17 protein-coding genes are annotated in these 18,406 nt (G+C 43.1%); 5 read left to right on the top strand and 12 right to left on the bottom strand.

Going from position 1 to position 18,406, the window contains the following annotated elements; all coding sequences use genetic code 11:
• Nucleotides 1–5: 5 nt before the first annotated feature.
• From NYE35_RS04995 to NYE35_RS04960, 8 genes are all read right to left on the bottom strand, one after another.
• A complete protein-coding gene (locus tag NYE35_RS04995; RefSeq protein ID WP_036676610.1) occupies nt 6–941 on the bottom strand; it encodes a glycosyltransferase in 936 nt (311 codons plus the stop codon).
• 25 nt (nt 942–966) lie between these two features.
• Complete coding sequence (locus NYE35_RS04990; protein ID WP_036676612.1) at nt 967–1,659, bottom strand: sugar transferase; 693 nt, start codon at nt 1,657–1,659, stop codon at nt 967–969.
• Nucleotides 1,660–1,689: 30 nt separating this feature from the next.
• A complete protein-coding gene (galU, locus tag NYE35_RS04985) occupies nt 1,690–2,580 on the bottom strand; it encodes a UTP--glucose-1-phosphate uridylyltransferase GalU (RefSeq protein ID WP_036676615.1) in 891 nt (296 codons plus the stop codon).
• 149 nt (nt 2,581–2,729) lie between these two features.
• Nucleotides 2,730–3,371 carry a CpsD/CapB family tyrosine-protein kinase gene (locus NYE35_RS04980; protein WP_036676617.1) on the bottom strand — a complete coding sequence of 214 codons (642 nt, stop codon included), beginning with the start codon at nt 3,369–3,371 and terminating at the stop codon, nt 2,730–2,732.
• Nucleotides 3,355–4,092 carry a YveK family protein gene (locus NYE35_RS04975; RefSeq protein ID WP_076179881.1) on the bottom strand — a complete coding sequence of 246 codons (738 nt, stop codon included), beginning with the start codon at nt 4,090–4,092 and terminating at the stop codon, nt 3,355–3,357. Before NYE35_RS04975 ends, NYE35_RS04980 begins: the two co-directional genes overlap by 17 nt.
• 265 nt (nt 4,093–4,357) lie before the next feature.
• A complete protein-coding gene (locus tag NYE35_RS04970; protein ID WP_036676623.1) occupies nt 4,358–4,993 on the bottom strand; it encodes a response regulator in 636 nt (211 codons plus the stop codon).
• A gap of 23 nt (nt 4,994–5,016) precedes the next feature.
• Entirely contained in the window at nt 5,017–6,663 is a 1,647-nt protein-coding gene (locus tag NYE35_RS04965) for a sensor histidine kinase (RefSeq protein WP_341120283.1), read from the bottom strand.
• A 317-nt stretch (nt 6,664–6,980) separates the two neighbouring features.
• Entirely contained in the window at nt 6,981–7,835 is an 855-nt protein-coding gene (locus tag NYE35_RS04960) for a helix-turn-helix transcriptional regulator (RefSeq protein WP_038568894.1), read from the bottom strand.
• A gap of 84 nt (nt 7,836–7,919) precedes the next feature.
• Here NYE35_RS04960 and NYE35_RS04955 point away from each other — a divergent pair, with 84 nt between their 5' ends.
• Nucleotides 7,920–9,851, top strand: a complete 1,932-nt coding sequence (locus NYE35_RS04955) for a glycoside hydrolase family 20 zincin-like fold domain-containing protein (protein ID WP_341120280.1) — start codon at nt 7,920–7,922, stop codon at nt 9,849–9,851.
• Between the two features lie 53 nt (nt 9,852–9,904).
• Here NYE35_RS04955 and NYE35_RS04950 read toward each other — a convergent pair whose 3' ends face one another.
• Nucleotides 9,905–10,198, bottom strand: a complete 294-nt coding sequence (locus NYE35_RS04950) for a hypothetical protein (RefSeq protein WP_036676631.1) — start codon at nt 10,196–10,198, stop codon at nt 9,905–9,907.
• Nucleotides 10,199–10,299: 101 nt separating this feature from the next.
• Here NYE35_RS04950 and NYE35_RS04945 point away from each other — a divergent pair, with 101 nt between their 5' ends.
• Both NYE35_RS04945 and NYE35_RS04940 read left to right on the top strand, forming a co-directional pair.
• Nucleotides 10,300–11,235: a hypothetical protein gene (locus NYE35_RS04945; RefSeq protein WP_036676632.1), complete on the top strand. Its 936-nt coding sequence runs from the start codon at nt 10,300–10,302 to the stop codon at nt 11,233–11,235.
• Between the two features lie 94 nt (nt 11,236–11,329).
• Complete coding sequence (locus NYE35_RS04940; protein WP_170914256.1) at nt 11,330–11,569, top strand: NHLP leader peptide family RiPP precursor; 240 nt, start codon at nt 11,330–11,332, stop codon at nt 11,567–11,569.
• 10 nt (nt 11,570–11,579) lie between these two features.
• Here the strand turns inward: NYE35_RS04940 and NYE35_RS04935 are convergent, their stop codons facing one another.
• Both NYE35_RS04935 and NYE35_RS04930 read right to left on the bottom strand, forming a co-directional pair.
• On the bottom strand, nt 11,580–13,496 hold the full coding sequence (locus NYE35_RS04935) for a sensor histidine kinase (protein ID WP_235219388.1): 1,917 nt from the start codon (nt 13,494–13,496) through the stop codon (nt 11,580–11,582).
• Nucleotides 13,497–13,609: 113 nt separating this feature from the next.
• Nucleotides 13,610–15,508, bottom strand: coding sequence for a sensor histidine kinase (locus NYE35_RS04930; protein WP_036676638.1), 1,899 nt, complete (start codon nt 15,506–15,508; stop codon nt 13,610–13,612).
• Between the two features lie 256 nt (nt 15,509–15,764).
• On the opposite strand from NYE35_RS04930, the gene NYE35_RS04925 reads away from it, so the two are divergent.
• Nucleotides 15,765–16,169 carry a hypothetical protein gene (locus tag NYE35_RS04925; protein ID WP_076104218.1) on the top strand — a complete coding sequence of 135 codons (405 nt, stop codon included), beginning with the start codon at nt 15,765–15,767 and terminating at the stop codon, nt 16,167–16,169.
• Nucleotides 16,170–16,255: 86 nt separating this feature from the next.
• On the opposite strand, the gene NYE35_RS04920 is transcribed toward NYE35_RS04925, so the two are convergent.
• Nucleotides 16,256–17,482 (bottom strand): MFS transporter, encoded by a 1,227-nt coding sequence (locus NYE35_RS04920; protein WP_036680852.1) that lies wholly within the window; start codon nt 17,480–17,482, stop codon nt 16,256–16,258.
• Nucleotides 17,483–17,692: 210 nt separating this feature from the next.
• On the opposite strand from NYE35_RS04920, the gene NYE35_RS04915 reads away from it, so the two are divergent.
• Nucleotides 17,693–18,352, top strand: a complete 660-nt coding sequence (locus NYE35_RS04915; RefSeq protein WP_051491160.1) for a peptidylprolyl isomerase — start codon at nt 17,693–17,695, stop codon at nt 18,350–18,352.
• Nucleotides 18,353–18,406 lie beyond the last annotated feature (54 nt).

Here is an 18,406-nt window from a genome sequence, read left to right as displayed (position 1 = left end):
ATCCCTCACCCCGCTGCGGAATGCCTCTCCCGATTGAGAATCATATGAAGCGTTCCACGAATACTCTCCAGCCTGCATTTGTTCAAAAGCCTTCTTCCTTTGCTTCTTGAGAGGATAGAATCAGCCAGGATATACACGAGCTTAGCGGCTGTCTTTCCCACTAGAAGCAGCTTGCCTTTTAGTCCTTCGCTTTTCATAGCGTTAGAGATACCTTGGCTATAATAGCGCCTCATAATCCAGTCTTCCGTCAAGCGGGCCGCCGGAACGAAATGGTCAACCGCCATTTCCGGATGGTAGAGGATGGAATGCCCTTCTTTTTGAATCTGTCCGAATAACCAGGTCTCTTCACCGGAGAGCAGAGAATCACCCTTTCTTCCGAGATCCAGGGGAAAAAGACTGATGTCGAATACGAGCTTCCGCATCGCCATATTGGCCCCACAAGGATGAAGTTGCTTGGGATATTCCTTAATCCGGCTACCTAAATCAACAATCGTGTACGGAAGCTCAAAGGGTTTAATCAACCAGTCCGGACGTTTACTTTCAAATATCGGAGCGATTTTGCCTCCCATAGCCATGACCTCCGGTTTACTCTCGAAAGTACTGACAATCGTTGTTATCCAACGCTGGCAAGGTATCGCATCATCATCGAGAAAGGCAATCAGCGGCGATTTGGAAGCCAGAATTCCTGTATTTCTAGCCGCTGAAAGCCCCTGCATCGGCTCCATCATGTAGCGGATATCCACATCAGCTCCATGCTTTCCTATAAACTTTTTGACGCAAGCTTCAGTATCATCCTTGGAACAGTTATCCACAACAATGATCTCCGCCTGCTCTAAGTGATCCAGCTTTAAAAGTGACTGAAGCGTCTTGATCAATAAAGGTGCTCTGTTGTAGGTACAGATGATAATGGAAAGCTTAGGAACGTCTCCGTATTCACGCATCGGCATTCACCTAATTTCCACATTATTAATAAGCATCTTTTGAACCGAGTAACATCAGTCCGGTTTTAGCAATGATTTTTAGATCCAGCATGGTGCTCCGAATATGGATGTAGGTTAAGTCCAGCTGTACCATTTCGTCGAAGCCGACACTGTTTCGGGCATTCACTTGCCAATATCCGGTACAGCCTGGTGTAACCGTCAAACGCTGTTTGTCATATTCCGTATACTGAGCCACCTCTTCTGGCAGCGGAGGACGAGGACCAACCAAACTCATTTGACCTATCAGCACATTCCACAGCTGAGGTAGCTCATCGATGCTCGTCTTGCGCAGGAATCTCCCTATCTGTGTGATCCGCGGATCGTTCTTAATCTTGAACATGGCACCGCTCACTTCGTTATAGGCCATCAGGTTTTCTTTTAACTCCTCAGCGTTACTAACCATGGATCTGAACTTATACATCGGGAATTGCTTTTCATTCTTCCCAACCCGGTTTTGCCGAAAGAACACCTTTCCTTTCGGATCCTCCAGCTTGATCAGAATCGCCACGACAACAAATAATGGCATTAACACGAGAAGACCAAGAGCGGAAAAAAAGATATCGATCATCCGTTTCATTATCAAATAGGACTCTGCTTCTTTTCTTCTCTCATCGGTATGCAGCATGTAAATTTTCGGCAGGACCGCCTCGTAGTCTTCCGGCAGTTTTTGCATGCTCATCCTCCTCATCTAAAATTTTGCGAACTCAACTTAACTACTCAAGCTGGTTTGTCCCATTTTATTCAGCCATTCCGACATTGCATCCATCACCGGATAGCGCAAATCTTCGCTTTGCAGTGCAAATTCAAGTGTTGTCAAAATATATCCAAGCCGCTCGCCGACATCATATCTTGTTCCGTCAAAATTATAGGCATATACCCGTTCACTCTGATTCAGCTTCTGAATGGCATCTGTCAACTGGATCTCTCCGCCGGCGCCTTCTTCCATCAAATCGAGATACTTAAAGATCTTCGGAGTAAACACATAACGACCCATGATCGCCAGATTGGAAGGTGCCGTACCTAGTGGCGGCTTCTCTACAAAATTGTTAACCCGATACAATTTACCGTCCTGCAAATCCGGTTCAATAATACCGTAGCGATTCGTGAATTCATCAGGAATTTCTTGAACTCCGATAACCGAGTTTTGTGTTTCTTCATATTGATCAATCAGCTGCTTAAGGCAAGGTACGGCTCCTGTGACGATATCATCGCCTAACATGACACCGAATGGCTCGTCTCCGATAAACCGTCTTGCACACCATACCGCATGCCCTAGACCCTTTGGTTCCTTCTGGCGGATATAGTGAATTTCTACCTTGGCTGAACGCTGAACCTCTTTAAGCAGATCCAGCTTTCCATCTTCCAGAAGCCTAGACTCCAGCTCAAACGCATTGTCAAAATGATCTTCAATGGCTCTTTTACCTTTACCAGTAACAATGATGATATCTTCAATACCGGAAGCAATAGCTTCCTCAACAATGTATTGAATGGTTGGTTTATTGATAATCGGAAGCATTTCTTTAGGCATGGCTTTCGTTGCAGGAAGAAAGCGCGTACCTAGTCCTGCCGCGGGTATGATTACTTTTTTCACCTTTTTCATCGCACTTTACCTCCTAAAAGTTTTGTGAGCATTAGCTTCAAAGATTTCACTTCGTACAAAACTCACTTCGAAAGCATAAACTTAAGTTTTGTGAGCATTAGCTTCAATGATTTCACTTCGAGCAAAAAACACTTCGAAAGCATAAACATTTACTTCGCCTGGTTCATGGCAATTCCGATTAGATTAGAGCCGGTTTGTTCAAGCAGCGTCTTCGCTTTGCGAATCGATTCCCGTTTGGACTTTCCATATCTGGCCACCAGAATCACGCCGTCCGCTTGAGGTGCCAATATACGAGCATCACTGAAATCGACTGCCGAAGGAGAATCCAGCAGGATCAGATCGTAGTTTTCTTTTAGTTCCTCAAGCAAAGCGGTCATTTTGGGGTTGCCTAGCAAATCCGGCGGACTAACATGAGTTTTTCCCGCCGGGATGACTGAAAGATTGGCTAAGTTTCCGAGGACAGCGATGTTATCTGCTTCCTCTTGCCCACTTAAATAAGCCGCAAGCCCGTCACTCCCCTCTACTTCAAACACGGTATGAAGACCGGGATGTCTCAGATTGCAGTCAACCACCGCTACCTTCTTGCCATCCTGGACGAAAGAGACCGCGAGATTCGACAATATTGTCGTCTTGCCTGCTCCAGCTTCTGCTGACGTAAAGAGCAGCACTTTTCCTCCGCCGCCCTGTGCTAGTCCAAGCTGACGTATATATGTGCGCAGTGATCGGAACGATTCGGAGATATGCGAGGATGGATTAACGTCTGTAACCAGACTCTTATTTAGCCGCAACATAAGCACCCTCCTTCACTCTGGTGTTGCCTGCCGCCTTACCTAAATCACGTTTACGAATGGTTGCTATCGAAGCAATTACCGGAAGACCAAGGTCATATTCCGCTTCCTTTTCAGACCTTAATGTGCCGTTAAGTGTTTCCATCAGCAAAATAATTCCTAGGGCAGCCATAAGTGATACAACAAAGCTGATGATGAGATTCATCGCAAACCCGCCGTTCGAGGGCCCTGGAACATCAGTCGGATCGGCCGGTGTCAGCAAGGTAACATTGTCTACCCTCATCAGCGATGGCAATTCACGAATGAATGTCTGCGATACCGCATTTACGATCCCGGCAGCTTTGCTGTAGCTTTCATCCTGAACATTGAGGTTGATCACCTGACTCTTCTCTGAAGTTTTAATCTCAAGCTTCTGGCTTAGTTCATCGGCCGTGAGACCAAACTCCGGGTGATTTTCTATTACGCTTTTCATGATGGTCGGTGATTTCATAATTTCCTTGTAACTCTCAATTAAATTCAGGCTAAAGCTCAAATCGTTAAGATTGTTGCTCTCGGGAGCTTTGGCAATGTTGTTGACAAGCAGCTGTCCGGAAGCGGAATAGACGGGTTCAACGAAGTTTTTGCTAACATAGTAAGTCGTAGCACAGGAGATCAAAACGAACACCATGATGAGCCAAAACCTTTTTTTAATCAGGTTAATGTAATCCAGAATCGTCTTTTCCACAGTAACCCTCCTTCCGCTAAAATTACATTCTGAAAGCATTCATGAAAGTTTCAGTTGTTGCTTTAATTCTATCAATCCACACCATTCGCCACATGGCTCATACCATCACTTTCCTCTTCACTTTGGAGTAAGACGTTATACCTCTTAAGAGGGGGATTAGGTATACTTTAGTGCCATATCGAGGGCAAATTCAGGTTTTAATGCACAAAAAAACACGGACAACCTGTCCGTGTTCATGTACTATGCTTACGAATTATTTCAATTTTCACTCGTAAGACATTTCATATTTGGTTAATCCGACAGCATTTGCATAAAGCGCTGCCTGAGTACGATCAGCCACCTGTAATTTAGCTAAAATCTGACTGACATGCTTCTTCACCGTAAATTCACTAATGAAAAGACGTGAAGCAATTTCTCTATTGCAGGCGCCCTGTCCCAGCTCGATCAGGACTTCCTTTTCTTTGGGTGTTAATTCATCCGTTGGGCTGCTTCCACTCATGCGCATTTTATCTTCCATCAGACCAGGATCATAATACTTTCTTCCCTTGTGCACCAATTGGATAGCAAACAGTAACTCCTCGGGCAACGCCTCTTTCAGTACATATCCATCTACCAGTACTTCTTCAGCCTTCAGGAAATCCTCTCTGCTTGCAGATGACGTCAACAGAATGAACTTACTAACGATACCACGAGCACGCGCTGTCTTGATGACATCCAATCCCGATTCATCTGCTAGCTTAAGATCAATCAATACGAGATCAGGCTGCGTCTCCTCAATCACAAGAAGCGCTTCTTGGCCATTCGTCGCCTCACCCGCAAACTGCACATTCGGTTGCATCGAAATGACAGATGCCAGTCCTCTTCTAACTAAAGGATGATCATCAACAATGACGATTTTCACAGAAACGACCTCCCGCCTAAAGTTTATGCATTCTTTAATTCAGCTACACCGACAGGAATCGAAATCATAATTCTTGTTCCTGTGCTCTCATTACTGGACAACTGAAAGTCGCCACCGAGCGACTGGGTCAAATATTGCATATTCTTCATGCCAAGTCCGCTTACACTATCTTCAGATTCAATCCATAACAAATCAGTATCAAAACCAACACCATTATCACAAATCAATAATCGAATCCAAGTCGGCTTCAGAGACAGTTCTACATCCACTCGACTGGCAGCACCATGCCTGATGGCATTACCCGTAGCTTCGGAGATAATCCGAAAAAGCGCCTTGTGGTAAGGATAAGGGAGACTGAAATCATCGCCCGTTATTTTTAAATCAATATCAACATCATTTAATCTGGATAAGCTCTTCAAATGTGATCTTACCATGCCCAACCAAGTAGGACCGCCACTCTTCTTGGAGCTAAGACTGTAGATCGTGATCCGCAGTTCTTTGGCAACCTTTGTTGCAGAGTCATGAATAAGCTCAATTTGTTCTTCTAGCTCATGATCAGACATTCTCTTCCACGATTCCTTCAGCGAATGCGTCGCATACACAATACCAAAAAGGCTCTGCGACACACTGTCGTGCATTTCATCCGCAATCCGGTTCTGTTCGTTCGTGATGATCAACCGGTTCTCGATCACACCAAGCTCATGTCTTTCAAGAATATTCGCACTTAGCTCAGATAAGAATATCAATTGTTGAATATACCATCTGCGGCCTTCCAGCCCCTCTGTAGACTCCAGCTTGAGTCCAATCATCCCTACAAAACGGGTGCTCATCCGTACAGGCATCAGCAGGAAATCGCCTAATCCCGGCAGATTTCTAAAAATAGGCTCTCGCTGCAATCTCCATTCATGCTCATGTTTTCCCAGTTCTGAGAATAGGAACTGTTCCTCTTCCTGCTGCCAGCCGGTCTGCCTGCTCTGCGGAGCTGGTTCTCCGCTTTTCTTGGCGAACCAAAACAAAGCCTTATCTAGCTTCGTTAGCTTAACAACATAATCGGTGATCACTTGACCGATATTCATGAAATCATGTTGGCTTGAGGTTTCCACGATATGGTACAGGGATTTGATATGCTCCATCGTCTCTTTCGTGCGAGCATTCGATTCTTCACGTTGCCGCTTCATCCGATTAACGATCTGCATTATTATAACCGTAAGTACCAGTGTTAGAAACAGATTCCCATTTATAAATACAATTTCTAAAAAATTTCTGTTCGCAGAATTGATAAAAAAATAACAGAGCACCGCAAAAATACTGATATAGCTTAAGAGCAACGACCATCCAAAATAAATGGACAATGAGCCTGCAGCAATCAATACAGGATTAAGCACATAGAGCCTAAAAGAGCTTTCGTACCCACCCGTAAACAAGGTCAATGCGATAATTCCCACCATCTCTATACTAACAGCCAGGACGAGAGTCTTTGGTCTGCTGCATAGCCTTCGATAACAAAATGAGAACGTTTGTGCAAACACAACAAGTATAGCAATAATAAGTGATTTATAAATTATGGAAGGTCCCGTCTTATCTAGAAGATACATGAGTGATGTGAGGGACAATGAAAAATACCTGTAATACGCAATCAGTTTGTCTTCTGCAGTTGGTTTGATTTTCATCCCACCACCCTATTCTCCAGTTTTTTGGAAAATGCGAGATTGTACTGTGCTCGATAAAAGCATCATACATGAGAAAAATCACAATAACAAGTTGACATTTCCCATGTTTGCGCTTCCATTTGAAAAATAGTTACAAAAAATTTATTATTTTTTTAGTAGGTTTTATCACTAAAATTTGGAATTTTATCCACTATAGTTAATAAGAACTAACACATTTATGTAATATTAATCCATATTTTTCAACATATCTTATAAAACGACAACAATTATACAAATTATAACAATTACTGTTGGGACTCTAGTAGGAGGATGTCGATTTAAATGTTATTCCGGCAAAGCTGGGGTGCGATCCCCATATATTTTTTAAATAAACGAGAAAAATAGAACGGATCATTATAATGAAGCATACTAGAAATTTCCTTAATTTGTAATGAGGTGTTAAAAAGCAACTTTTTGGCTTCCGCCATTTTTAGACGGTGAATATATTCATGAAGCGGGTATCCACTGCTGCGTCGAACAAGACGACGAAGTGTAGACATCGAAACATGATGTTTTGCCGCTATTTGTTCTAGGTCCATTTCACCATAAATGCATAAGTTCAGGTCTTCCCGAATCTGACGCATATAATCAGCCTGAGAATTCCAACTTTTTTCTTCTATTATAAAAGAACACTCCAGCAGCATTCTTTCGAGCAATAATGCTGCCCGATCCGCATCAACAGGTTCTCCGCTCTCCATCCGTTCCAGCACTTCTTCAAATAAGGTAGTAAGACCTACTATAGATTGGGCTTGAAAAACATTTCCCCCGGCTATGAGGCCCGATTCCAGCCATTCGGATACACGCGTGCCATTAAAGTTAATATAATACTCATCCCAGCTGCCTCCCGGTGGTGGACCAAAGTTATAACTGTAACCTGGGCGAAAAAAGTATAAGCTGCCTTCACGCACCTGCTGCTCTTTTCCCCCAATCTCCATGTAGGAGCCACTACCTGACACTATGTAAACAATGGCCCAGTGCTCAAAAACTACACCTGAACGGAATAACGTTCTTCCTGGCAGATGACCTGCCTGTCCCACCCTTATATTCTTGAGCTTCAGCTTGGAGGATTCAACCTTCGGATCAATAATTCTTATTGGATATGGACTGATCATATAATCCATGTGCTTGGACATTATAGGCATTCCTCCCCTTGTTTAGTAGTGATAAGGTTATTGTGAAGATGATCATATTCTACATGAATAAGAGGTGTCCACGCTATGCTTAATCATTCTACACTACTGCTTTTCCCTAATCCGCGTGAAATCACATTGTCACAAGGCTCCTTCCATTTCCCAACAAGCGGAAGCATCGTGCTTCCTAATATGGAAGAACAATCTGCCATGCCAGCTGCACGAAAACTACAGGAAGTGATTGCACAAGCATTGAATCTGCAGCTGACTTTATCCATTGGCTTACGTCCAACCGTTGTATCTGTCTGTAACTTTAACTATGTGCCATTATTGTCTGCACAGGCATATGAGATTGTTGTCGATCAGAAGGGTATCGTTGTCTCCTATAGCTCTCCTGTAGGCGCCTTCTACGCAGCAGCAACCCTGAAACAAATCATAGAACAAAGTGGCAAATCTATACCTCAGCTGCATATTCGCGATGAACCTGATTTTGGAGCCAGAGGCCTGCTCATAGATATCAGCCGCAATAAAATCCCGAAGCAAGAAACCTTGTACCGGATCATTGACCTTATGGCTGATTTGAAGATGAATGAACTTCAGCTATATATAGAAGGTGCTCCGTTCGCTTATGAATCCTTCCCTCAAGTCTGGGAGCTTGAAACCCCAATTACCGGAGAGGAAATCCTGCTTCTGGATGCCTATTGCAAAGCACGTTATATAGAGCTTGTTCCCAATCAGAACAGCTTTGGGCATATGGAGGGCTGGCTCTCTCGTCCAGAATTCAACGCTTTAGCTGAAATTCCCGAAGGCTTTATGCTTCCGAAGAATTTGTATGCGCAGGACGTTTATCCAGAAGGCTTATTTATGCACCCTGGTACTTTTGATACCGAAGATCCTGCTGTACTACCTCTGCTAGACAAAATGTTTGACGATCTGCTACCTTACTTTAGCTCCAATCAGTTTAATGTAGGCTGCGATGAGACCTATGAACTCGGTCTTGGTAAAAATAAAGCTCTGGCAGAAACTCAAGGCAAAGGTCAACTCTATTTATCATTCCTGCAAAAGATTTATGAGTTGGTTACAAAACGTGGCAAAACGATGCAATTCTGGGGCGATATCATTATCCAGCATCCCGAACTGATTCCTCAGCTTCCTAAGGATATTATTGCTATGGAATGGGGTTATAGCGCTGAGCATCCCTTCGAGTCCGATACGCTCAAATTCCGTGAAGCAGGTATTCCTTTTTATGTCTGCCCAGGCACCAGCTCATGGAACTCCATTACAGGACGCACAGACAATATGTTAGCCAATCTGCGCAGTGCAGCTATTCATGGCAAAAACAACGGCGCTATTGGTTATCTCATTACGGATTGGGGAGATTTTGGACACTGGCAGCATCTGCCGGTCAGCTATGCCGGCTTCGCCTACGGCGCAGCCCTATCCTGGAGTGTAGATCATAATCTGGAAGCAGATACTGCACAGTATTTAAATAGATTTATTTTTGCAGATCGTTCTGAGGGAATTGGCCAGCTGCTCCTGGATCTCGGCAATTACTATCAGCTTGAATCCAGTATCAACCGTTCAAATGATGCAGAAATGTCCCTGCTGCTGCGTACCCATCTGGACAATTTCCTAATCATAGAGAAGCTTACTGAGGAACACTTCAATTATCTCGAAGAATATCTGCTCTCCATTGAGGCGCGGCTATCGGGGTTAGATCTTCAATGTGAAGATGCTGCTCTTGTGCTGAAAGAACTGAGTAATGGCATCCATTTTGTGAAGCATGCTGTGCAGCTGGGCAGAATCAAGCTACAGTTGACATCAGCACCAGATTCGCTTGATCCTGCGCTGATTACGAAGCAAATCAATGACCTTGATGTACTCCTTCACCAATATCGTCTCTTGTGGACGGAACGCAACCGGCTCGGCGGCTTGGAGCAAAGTATCTCGAAACTTCAACGCCTGCGTAGTCAATATGAAGCATTGAAATCAGAACTCTCCGCATCCGTAAGTTCCTAATCCCTCTTATTAATATTCACTATATAGCTGCTGTTGGGTAATCGAACGTTGAACTAACGCTTTCGGTTCGCCCAACGCAGCTCTTCATATTGATTCTCAAGCATCTCCCGCTCACGTTGCTCGTGTTGTTCCCTGCCAATTCCCTCCTGCTGGCTTTCCTCATCCTCATAGATTCGCCATAGGTCAGAGAACAGATAGTCTTTGATTTCTACCACTTTTCCCTTCAAGATTCCGTTTATCCAAAAAAGTCCCGTGGAGGTACGCATAACCATGCGGCCATCCGGTGTTTCCGCCTTTTGACCCATTCGAATAGCCATAAGCATCTGGCCGAAAGTATACCATTCCATATCTGCTAATACCTCCTAAATTTTAGTTGTAATGGAATAAAGAGAAAGCTATAATCAGGGCAAAAGAACCATTTTCGTAAAAATTTTATAGGAGGGTTGTTATGGATTGGCTAAATGACTACGAAGATGAACTGCGCTTGGTATTCCAAGAAAGCAGACGGATTATTTCCGAATTTCCAGAACCTCTAAATCAACAAGGCATGTCCTATCTTGAGCATTTTAACGTATTTAACGCTGAAAGCCACAAAAACTACATATGTTATCTTTTACCCTTTTGGCTGCAAAAGGGATGCGGAATCTCTGCAGAGGTTACTCGCCAGATGTCGATGGGCAACGTCTTTTTTATGTTGTATTTCTTCATACAGGATGACCTGATGGACAGCCAAGAATCCTCCGCATACGAAAAATTGCCCTTGGCGAATTTGCTTTATGTGGAATTTTTAAATATCTACCGGATACTATTTCCGGAGCCATCCGCTTTCTGGATCTTATTTAATCGTTATATCATGGAGTGGGCAGATAGTGTTAGCAACGAAAATACCAGTGACTATTTTCTTAATGATCGGGTCAAAATTTCCTATAAAGCCAGTCCGCTCAAGCTATCCAGCACCGCTGCTCTTCTGATGTCTGGAAAGAGTGATTTAGTGCCGCAAGCTGAAGAACTTATCCATTCGGTTTTGCTTACACTGCAAATGCTGGATGACTATGAGGACTGGAAAGAAGATTTATCCGCGGGCAACTATAATTGTCTTCTCTCCCTAACTCGCAAACATCTGCCAAACAGCAGTGCAGCTAAACTCACTTCGCAAGAGGTCGAATTTTATCTATTCACTGCAAATGGTCTACATACCTATACGGAATTAGCACACGACACACATAACAAAGTTACAGCTTCCGACCTTAATGCCCCTCATCTTATCGCGTTCCATTCCATGCTAGTAAGTAACTTACAGCAGATCTCTGATTCCATCGAGGCGGACAAGCAGCTCTTGCTAAACGGAGGATTATATCATTGGTTGTCAAAAAATGTCCATTAATTCTATTATTTTGTAATAAAAAGAATAGTATTAGTAGTTTTGCTATGTTATATTATTAAAGGTAAATATATACAATTTGGGAAGGGTGATTATTATGTCAGAAGCAATTCTTAGAAATCAAGTCATTCAAAAGGCATGGGAAGATCCAAGTTTCAAGAAAAGACTACTCTCAGACCCAAAAGCGGCTCTCCAAGAAGCACTAGGCGTAATCATTCCCGACAGCGTTACCTTGAAAGCCGTTGAAGAAGGCTCCAACGAATTCTATCTTGTAATTCCACCAAGTCCTACATCCGATGTATTGAAGGCAACCGCAGCACCACGCGGTTCGTGGTAAGACAACAAGATTAACCCCCTAAGGAGTGAGAATCATCCGGAGCTTCTGCCAATGGCAGTATGGTGATGGATTCGGTTCCCACTCCTTTTTTGCTTGTGAATTTCACTTTACCTTGCATAGCTTCGATGATACGGAAAGTGACCATTAATCCAAGACCTGTGCCTTTATTCTTTTTAGTGAAATAAGGCTCTCCCAATCGGTGCAGGACATCCGCGTCCATCCCTTCCCCGTTGTCTTTGATATGAATAATTACGTTCTCCTCTTCCGCATACACCGACATATAGATAAATCCTTCGTCACGGAAAGATTCAATGCTATTTTTGATAATGTTGATGAAGGCTTGCTTAAACTTCGAGGAATTCCCCTTCACCCATAATTCGCCCGATACATCAAGAATCATTTTTCCTCCATTTAAATGACAAAGCGGCTGCATAATACTCTCAATATGCTTAAATTCATTATACAAATTCAGACTGGAAATCGTCTCAAATTCCGGTTTTGCGAAGGTTAAGAAATCCGTAATGATCCCGGAAGCACGATCCAGCTCACTAAGGGCCATCGACATAAATATTTCCTCTTCACCAACGGATTTCTCGCTAAGCAGCTGAAGGAAACCCCTAGTTACCTGGAGTGGATTCCGCACTTCATGAGCAACAGATGCAGCAAGCTCGCTAATAATTTCCATTTTTTCTGAACGCTGCAATTCGTTGTTAAAACGCTCTAATTCTTTAGAATAGTTAACAACCTGTTGATGGCTATAGGCTAGTCTTCGCTCCAGAATTACGATCAAGGAGATTATGAAGGCAACAATGCCCCACTTCCACAAGAATAAATCATAGTTCCCCTTATGAATGTAATACCACAGTAACTCTGACACTACAGTAAATGCAGCCGTTCCAAAGCCAATGGCAAAAATGATAGCGTCCCTATTCCCTTTAAGCGAAAATATAATCACACATACGATAAGCAAGATGAACTGAAGGATGAGGATGAACCCGATAATAGTGGTGGATACAAAATAATAAAACTCAATATAGCTATTATTCGATAGAAAATTGATCAAAAGACATAGCAAACAAAATGAGGAGTAAATGACTTGAAATTGACGAAAACGACGGACGATCGCATATTTTCCACTGCCAAATATTTTTTCAAATAAAAGAGTAAGCGCCGGTAAAAGTGAGAATAAAGCCAAATCAAGAAATACATTACTAATCGCGCCCAAATTGCTGTAAAAGGTATAAATAAAAGGAGAATAGGTTATCGAGAGAATTCCGGTTGAACCTATTACAACGGCTAGTGAAGCCACACTGGAAAAATAGTCCCTATTAATGTAGAGAGAACTTATAAATAGAACGATAGCCACAAGAAAAAAAGCACAGCCCAAAATCACATCGCTGAGTCCATTTTTAATATAATCATTGATTAACAGGTTGTGTTCACCGATCACTACTTCATTTTTAATTCCGATTCTATCCTGCAGCGTTTCAGTCCAAATGTATAATGTTTTCCCACTATCGCTTTGACTCAAAGGCAACAACAAAGAATAGTTATCCTTAATATAATTACGATCTTCCTCGAAGATTAAACGGTCGTTCACATACACCTTCACATGAAGAGCATATAAAGTATCAATGTAGATTGAAGGGGAGATATAACTAAAGTTAGGTATGGAAATACGAGTCCAAGAAGTGGATACGCCTGATGGCAGATGTGGGATTTCCTTCGTAGCATTCACATTTATCCAATACTGCTGGTCATTATTCTGAGGAACCACTACGCCGCTGTTTTCGGTTCCATCGCCCCATCTCATCTGCCAACTGGTAATTTCTTGGGATGGATATGGGGTCGCTGCTGATACAACAATTGAACTATATCCTATCAGAAGGAGAGTAAGGGCTATTGCTATATGTAGGACTTTAATCATCAAGCGCATATATGCACCTCAGAAGTAAGTATCAGAAACAATATTCTGTCTGTACTACTTCGCTCAGCCCCTCACTCTTTCCTTCTAAAAAACGGAATTATCATAAATTACTTCTAAATTCTTCTAAGTTCTGGTATTTTTACTATAATTTCAGTCCCTTCCCCTTTCTCACTGCGAAACTCAGTGCATCCCTCCATCGCCTCAATAATCCGAAAGGTTACCATCAGTCCAAGCCCCGTTCCTTTGGTCTTATTGGAGTAATAAGGTTCCCCTAACCGAGCCAGCTCATTCCGGTTCATCCCTTCCCCATTATCATGAACACTGATTATTATATGTTTTCCAGACTTCCAGGCTGTGACTTTAATCAGCCCATTGTCCTTTAAAGCTTCAATACTATTTTTGAGAATGTTGATAAACGCTTGCTTGAACTTGGCAGATGATCCAGTAACGTAAAGTCCTGGCTGCAGGTTAAGTTCAATGACGCCCCCTTGCAGATTCGCTAACGGAGAAAGAATACCCGTCACATGCCTCAACTCTTCGGACACATCAAGCTGCTCTACGGTTTCAAGTCCTGGTTTAGCGAAGGTTAGGAAGTCTGTAATAATGAGCGTAGCTCGATCCAGTTCTGTAACCGCCATTTGCAGATATTCCCGCTCCTTTTGATCTGAACGCTCCCCAAGAATCTGCAGAAACCCTCGGGTAACCTGCAATGGATTCCGTACTTCATGGGCAACCGAAGCTGCCAGCTCACTAATAATCTCCATCTTCTCCGAGCGCTGCAAATCATTATTGAACTTCTCAAGCTGATGGGAATATTCAATAAGCTGTTCATGGTTTCTAGTAAACCTTCTTCCCAGAATGACGATTAAGGCAATTACGAAAATCACCACTCCCCATTTCCACCAATATAATTGATAGGATTGGCCCGATACATAGAACATGACCAGTTCGCTAAGAGACATGAAAGCAAATATTGAGAACCCTGTAGTAAAAACAACAGCATCTACATTCCCACGATTCGCATGAATAAACGCTAAGCTGATCAACAATATAAATTGCACAATCATAAGGATACCCAGCACACTCGTAGTCATCAATCTATAAAAGTCATCCAACTGATATGACAAAAGGATATTAACAACCATTAGGGAAAAACAGAATATAGAATAGACAATTTGAAACTTGCGGAATCGGGTAACGATTTTCTTTTTCCCTGGACCAAATATTTTTTCAAAATAAAATGTAAAGGAGGGCAGAAGCGTATATAATGCTACATCAAAGAAAACAAGTACAATCTCTCCATAATCGCCTAGGATTGTCGGCAGGAACGATGAATACGTTACCACTAACACTCCAATGGATAAAATAATCAGCACCAATAGAAATCCGCCGGAAAAATAACCTTTTCTCATGAATAGCGAGCAGATCAGCAGTACAATCGCAATAAAAATAAGCGTCGTTCCAATGATCAGATCCATTAAGCCCTGCTTTACATAAACAGATAACAGCTCATCGTATTGGCCTACTCTTATTTCGCCGTGGATCCCTAAGTCTTTGCTGCCACCATGGGTCCATAAATATAGCTGTTGTCCTCCAACACTTTTGGACAGAGGAATGAAAACCTTACTGCCATTGAAATTAAAATCTTTTCCGGAATCATATATTAATTCGTTATTTAAATAAGCCTTAACATTATTTCCATATACTTTATCTATGAATAACGCAGATTTATCACCAATTTGTGGTAAAGTAAACCGCAGCCAGGCTGAGGTTGCCCCACTTGGAGTCTCTGGGCTTTTCCCATGAGGCATAACACGAGTCCATTCTTCATCAAGAGCTGCCACAGCTTCTTCAATATGATCTACTTCTATACGTTCAAATTTAATCTCCCAATTGGGCAGCGTAGAGTCTGATGATTCAGCACTCACTATCGCCGTACCAAAAGGGACCATAGCGGTCAGCAGTAGAATTAATAAAAAAGCAGCCGCTATATTGGGCTTTGGCAACTTCATCGTAGCACCTCAGTAATTCATTAGTTGTTTAAACGTTCATATATGCTTCTTAATTTCGACAAGCTTCGCACTATCCCTGCCTATTCTTGTAAATTTTCTCGAAAAAGGACGTTTTTCATCGGCTTTTGCTTTCACCCATTTTTACTAATCCAATACAGACATACCCATTTATTGGATCAGCGATTCGATCATGGTCAAACGGGTAAAGATAAACATAGGAAGTTCAAATTTTATCATAAAAAAGGAGTGAACGGCTATGGATAGTTCACCAAATAAAACTGAAGCTGACTTTGAATATGAACGTTATATACAAGCTGATATGGATGAAGAGGATATTGTTGATGATGACGCAGATCCTGTCTTGGTTGGCGATAAATACTTGGCAGCAGATATTGGTTTAAACTCACCTAAGGATGTAATCGAAAGAGATGAGTTGGTGGAATCCGATGCATATCTAGCCGCTAAAACCGCAGGATTAACCCTAGATGATACGGATTATACTAAGGATGAGGAACTCTTGGAGATGGAAGAAGAAGATCAGCCGCTAGAGGATGTTCCAGATGCAGACGATGTATATCCAAATTCCATTATTGACCCTGCCTCCCCGCCAGTGGATGTTATGCCGGGAACAGACGTTTTGAACGGTTCGCAGGGAGAATAGCAGCTTAATATGAATAAAGCCGCCGGGCTATGAGCCCGGCGGCTTTATGTTGTTTCTAAATAACAACATGCTCATTGAGTTAGCAGTTAGCCCTGCATCGTTGTTGGCTGTTCTGCGGGACGAGCAGCGGCGATTTGTGCTTCCAGCTTGCGGGTCTTAACCAATATCGCTGCTACCAGCAGCATCACTCCATTGATTACAAACACCCAGCGAATTGGAATAACCGCGCCCAATAAGCCGCCGATAATCGGTCCAGCCATCGTCGCAAGCTGAGATGCCGCCTGATTCAGGCCAAAGGCCCGTCCACGGAATCCCGGCTCAATTACTTGTACAATCATGGCATTCACTGACGGCAGCACACCTGCATAGAACAAGCCGTAAGCAAAGCGAAGGATAGCGAACTCTACATAGCCCGAAACAAAAAACTGCAGAATATTACCGATGCCGCCCCCGATCAGTCCAATAAATAAGATCATCCCAAAGCCCTTTCGGCTGCCGATTCTGCCCCACTGCGGAGCCATCAGCACCGTAGCAATCCCCACAGCAGAGAACACTATTCCCGAGCTTAGCGAGGCACTATTTTTGGAGATCCCCATGTCCAGTAGATAAATTGGGATTAACGGTTCCAGAATCATAACGGAGAAGGTACTGATTCCCGCCAGCGAGAGCAAAGTAATAAAGGCTCGGTTACTTCTCGCTTCCCTGATATCATCACTTACATGTGACCTTGGAGCCGAACGGTCGAAGTTCTCCTCTTTTGCAAAAAAAGTAGCAATGAGCGCTGAGATAAGTACAATACCCGCCGAGAATAAAAAAGCAATCCGGTTGCTGGTATAATAGCTCACTACACCGCCGATTAATGGCCCAATAATACTACCTGTAGCTCCGGCTGTAGACATAATACTTAAAGCGTACCCCGTCTTATGCTCAGGGGTATTGGTGGCTACCATTGCAATAGCTGCTGGAACAAAACCGGCAAGCAGTCCTTGCAGCACACGCACAATCAAAAAAACATAAGGATCATGTACAAAATAATTAATAAGGTATAAAGCTGCCAGACTAAAACCCGAGCGAATAAGCATCGGTTTCCGACCATACTTGTCGGCTAGCGAACCCCAATAGGGAGAGATTAAAGCGCTGGCAAGAAAGGTTATTCCAAAACTAACCCCTGACCAAATCTCCAAATGATTTGAAACCCCAAGTTCGTCGCTCAAAAAAATGGAAAGGAAGGGAATCGAGATCGAATAAGCTGTACTACAAAAGAAAACCCCTATCCAAAGCACGATCAAATTCCGCTTCCACGAAAAGAGCATCCTATGCACATCCTTTCTCGATGTTCTCTTTGGAAACATCCTACCATTGTAAACTTCTTTTTAAGATGTGCCAATCCCAGAAGTCATAACTGACCTTTGCATGTAATAGGACAAAGGAGGTATTATGGGAAGTACCTACGAGATTATTCAATAAAAAGGAGAGATTATTTAGTGAAGTCTACACGAACAAAATCCGCTATTCTTCTGATCATGTTATGCCTGGTCATGGTTATTGCGGCAGGTTGCGGTAACAAGCCAAACAATAACAATGCAAGCAGTAATAATGGAAGCAGCGGATCAGCACCTGGGGAAGGTGCAGCCCCAACTGAAGGCGTTCCTTCAGCTACGGCAAGTCATCCCTTAGTAACCATTGAAATGGAAGACGGGGATATCATCCAAGCTGAGCTATACCCTGAGGTTGCCCCTAACACCGTAAACAATTTCATCTCACTTATTCAAAAAGGATTTTATGATAACACTATATTCCATAGAGTAATTCCTGACTTCATGATTCAAGGCGGCGACCCTGATGGCACAGGTATGGGAGGCCCGGGTTACAGTATCGCCGGAGAATTCTCTGGCAACGGGTTCACCAATAACCTTCTGCATACAGAAGGTGTTCTATCCATGGCAAGATCACAGGCTCCTGACTCTGCCGGTTCCCAGTTCTTTATTATGGATGCAGCTTACCCTAGTCTAGATGGAAGCTACGCCGCTTTTGGTAAAGTAACCGAAGGTATCGAAGCTGTAAAAAGAATTGTGAGCCTGCCTCGTGACGGTTCTGATCGTCCAGATGAGCCACCAGTAATGAAAAAGGTGACGGTCGACACCTTCGGCGTCACTTACCCAGAACCCCAAAAGGTTCAGTAATTAGGAATAAGCAGAAGCGACGTTACCGTCCTCGAAAGAGGATAAACGTTTCTT

Origin of the sequence: Paenibacillus sp. FSL L8-0494 (genome assembly GCF_038003695.1) — a bacterium.
GTDB lineage: Bacteria > Bacillota > Bacilli > Paenibacillales > Paenibacillaceae > Paenibacillus_AQ > Paenibacillus_AQ odorifer.
The sequence above is the reverse complement of the archived record's forward strand: the minus strand, read 5'-3'. Positions and strand labels throughout refer to the sequence as shown.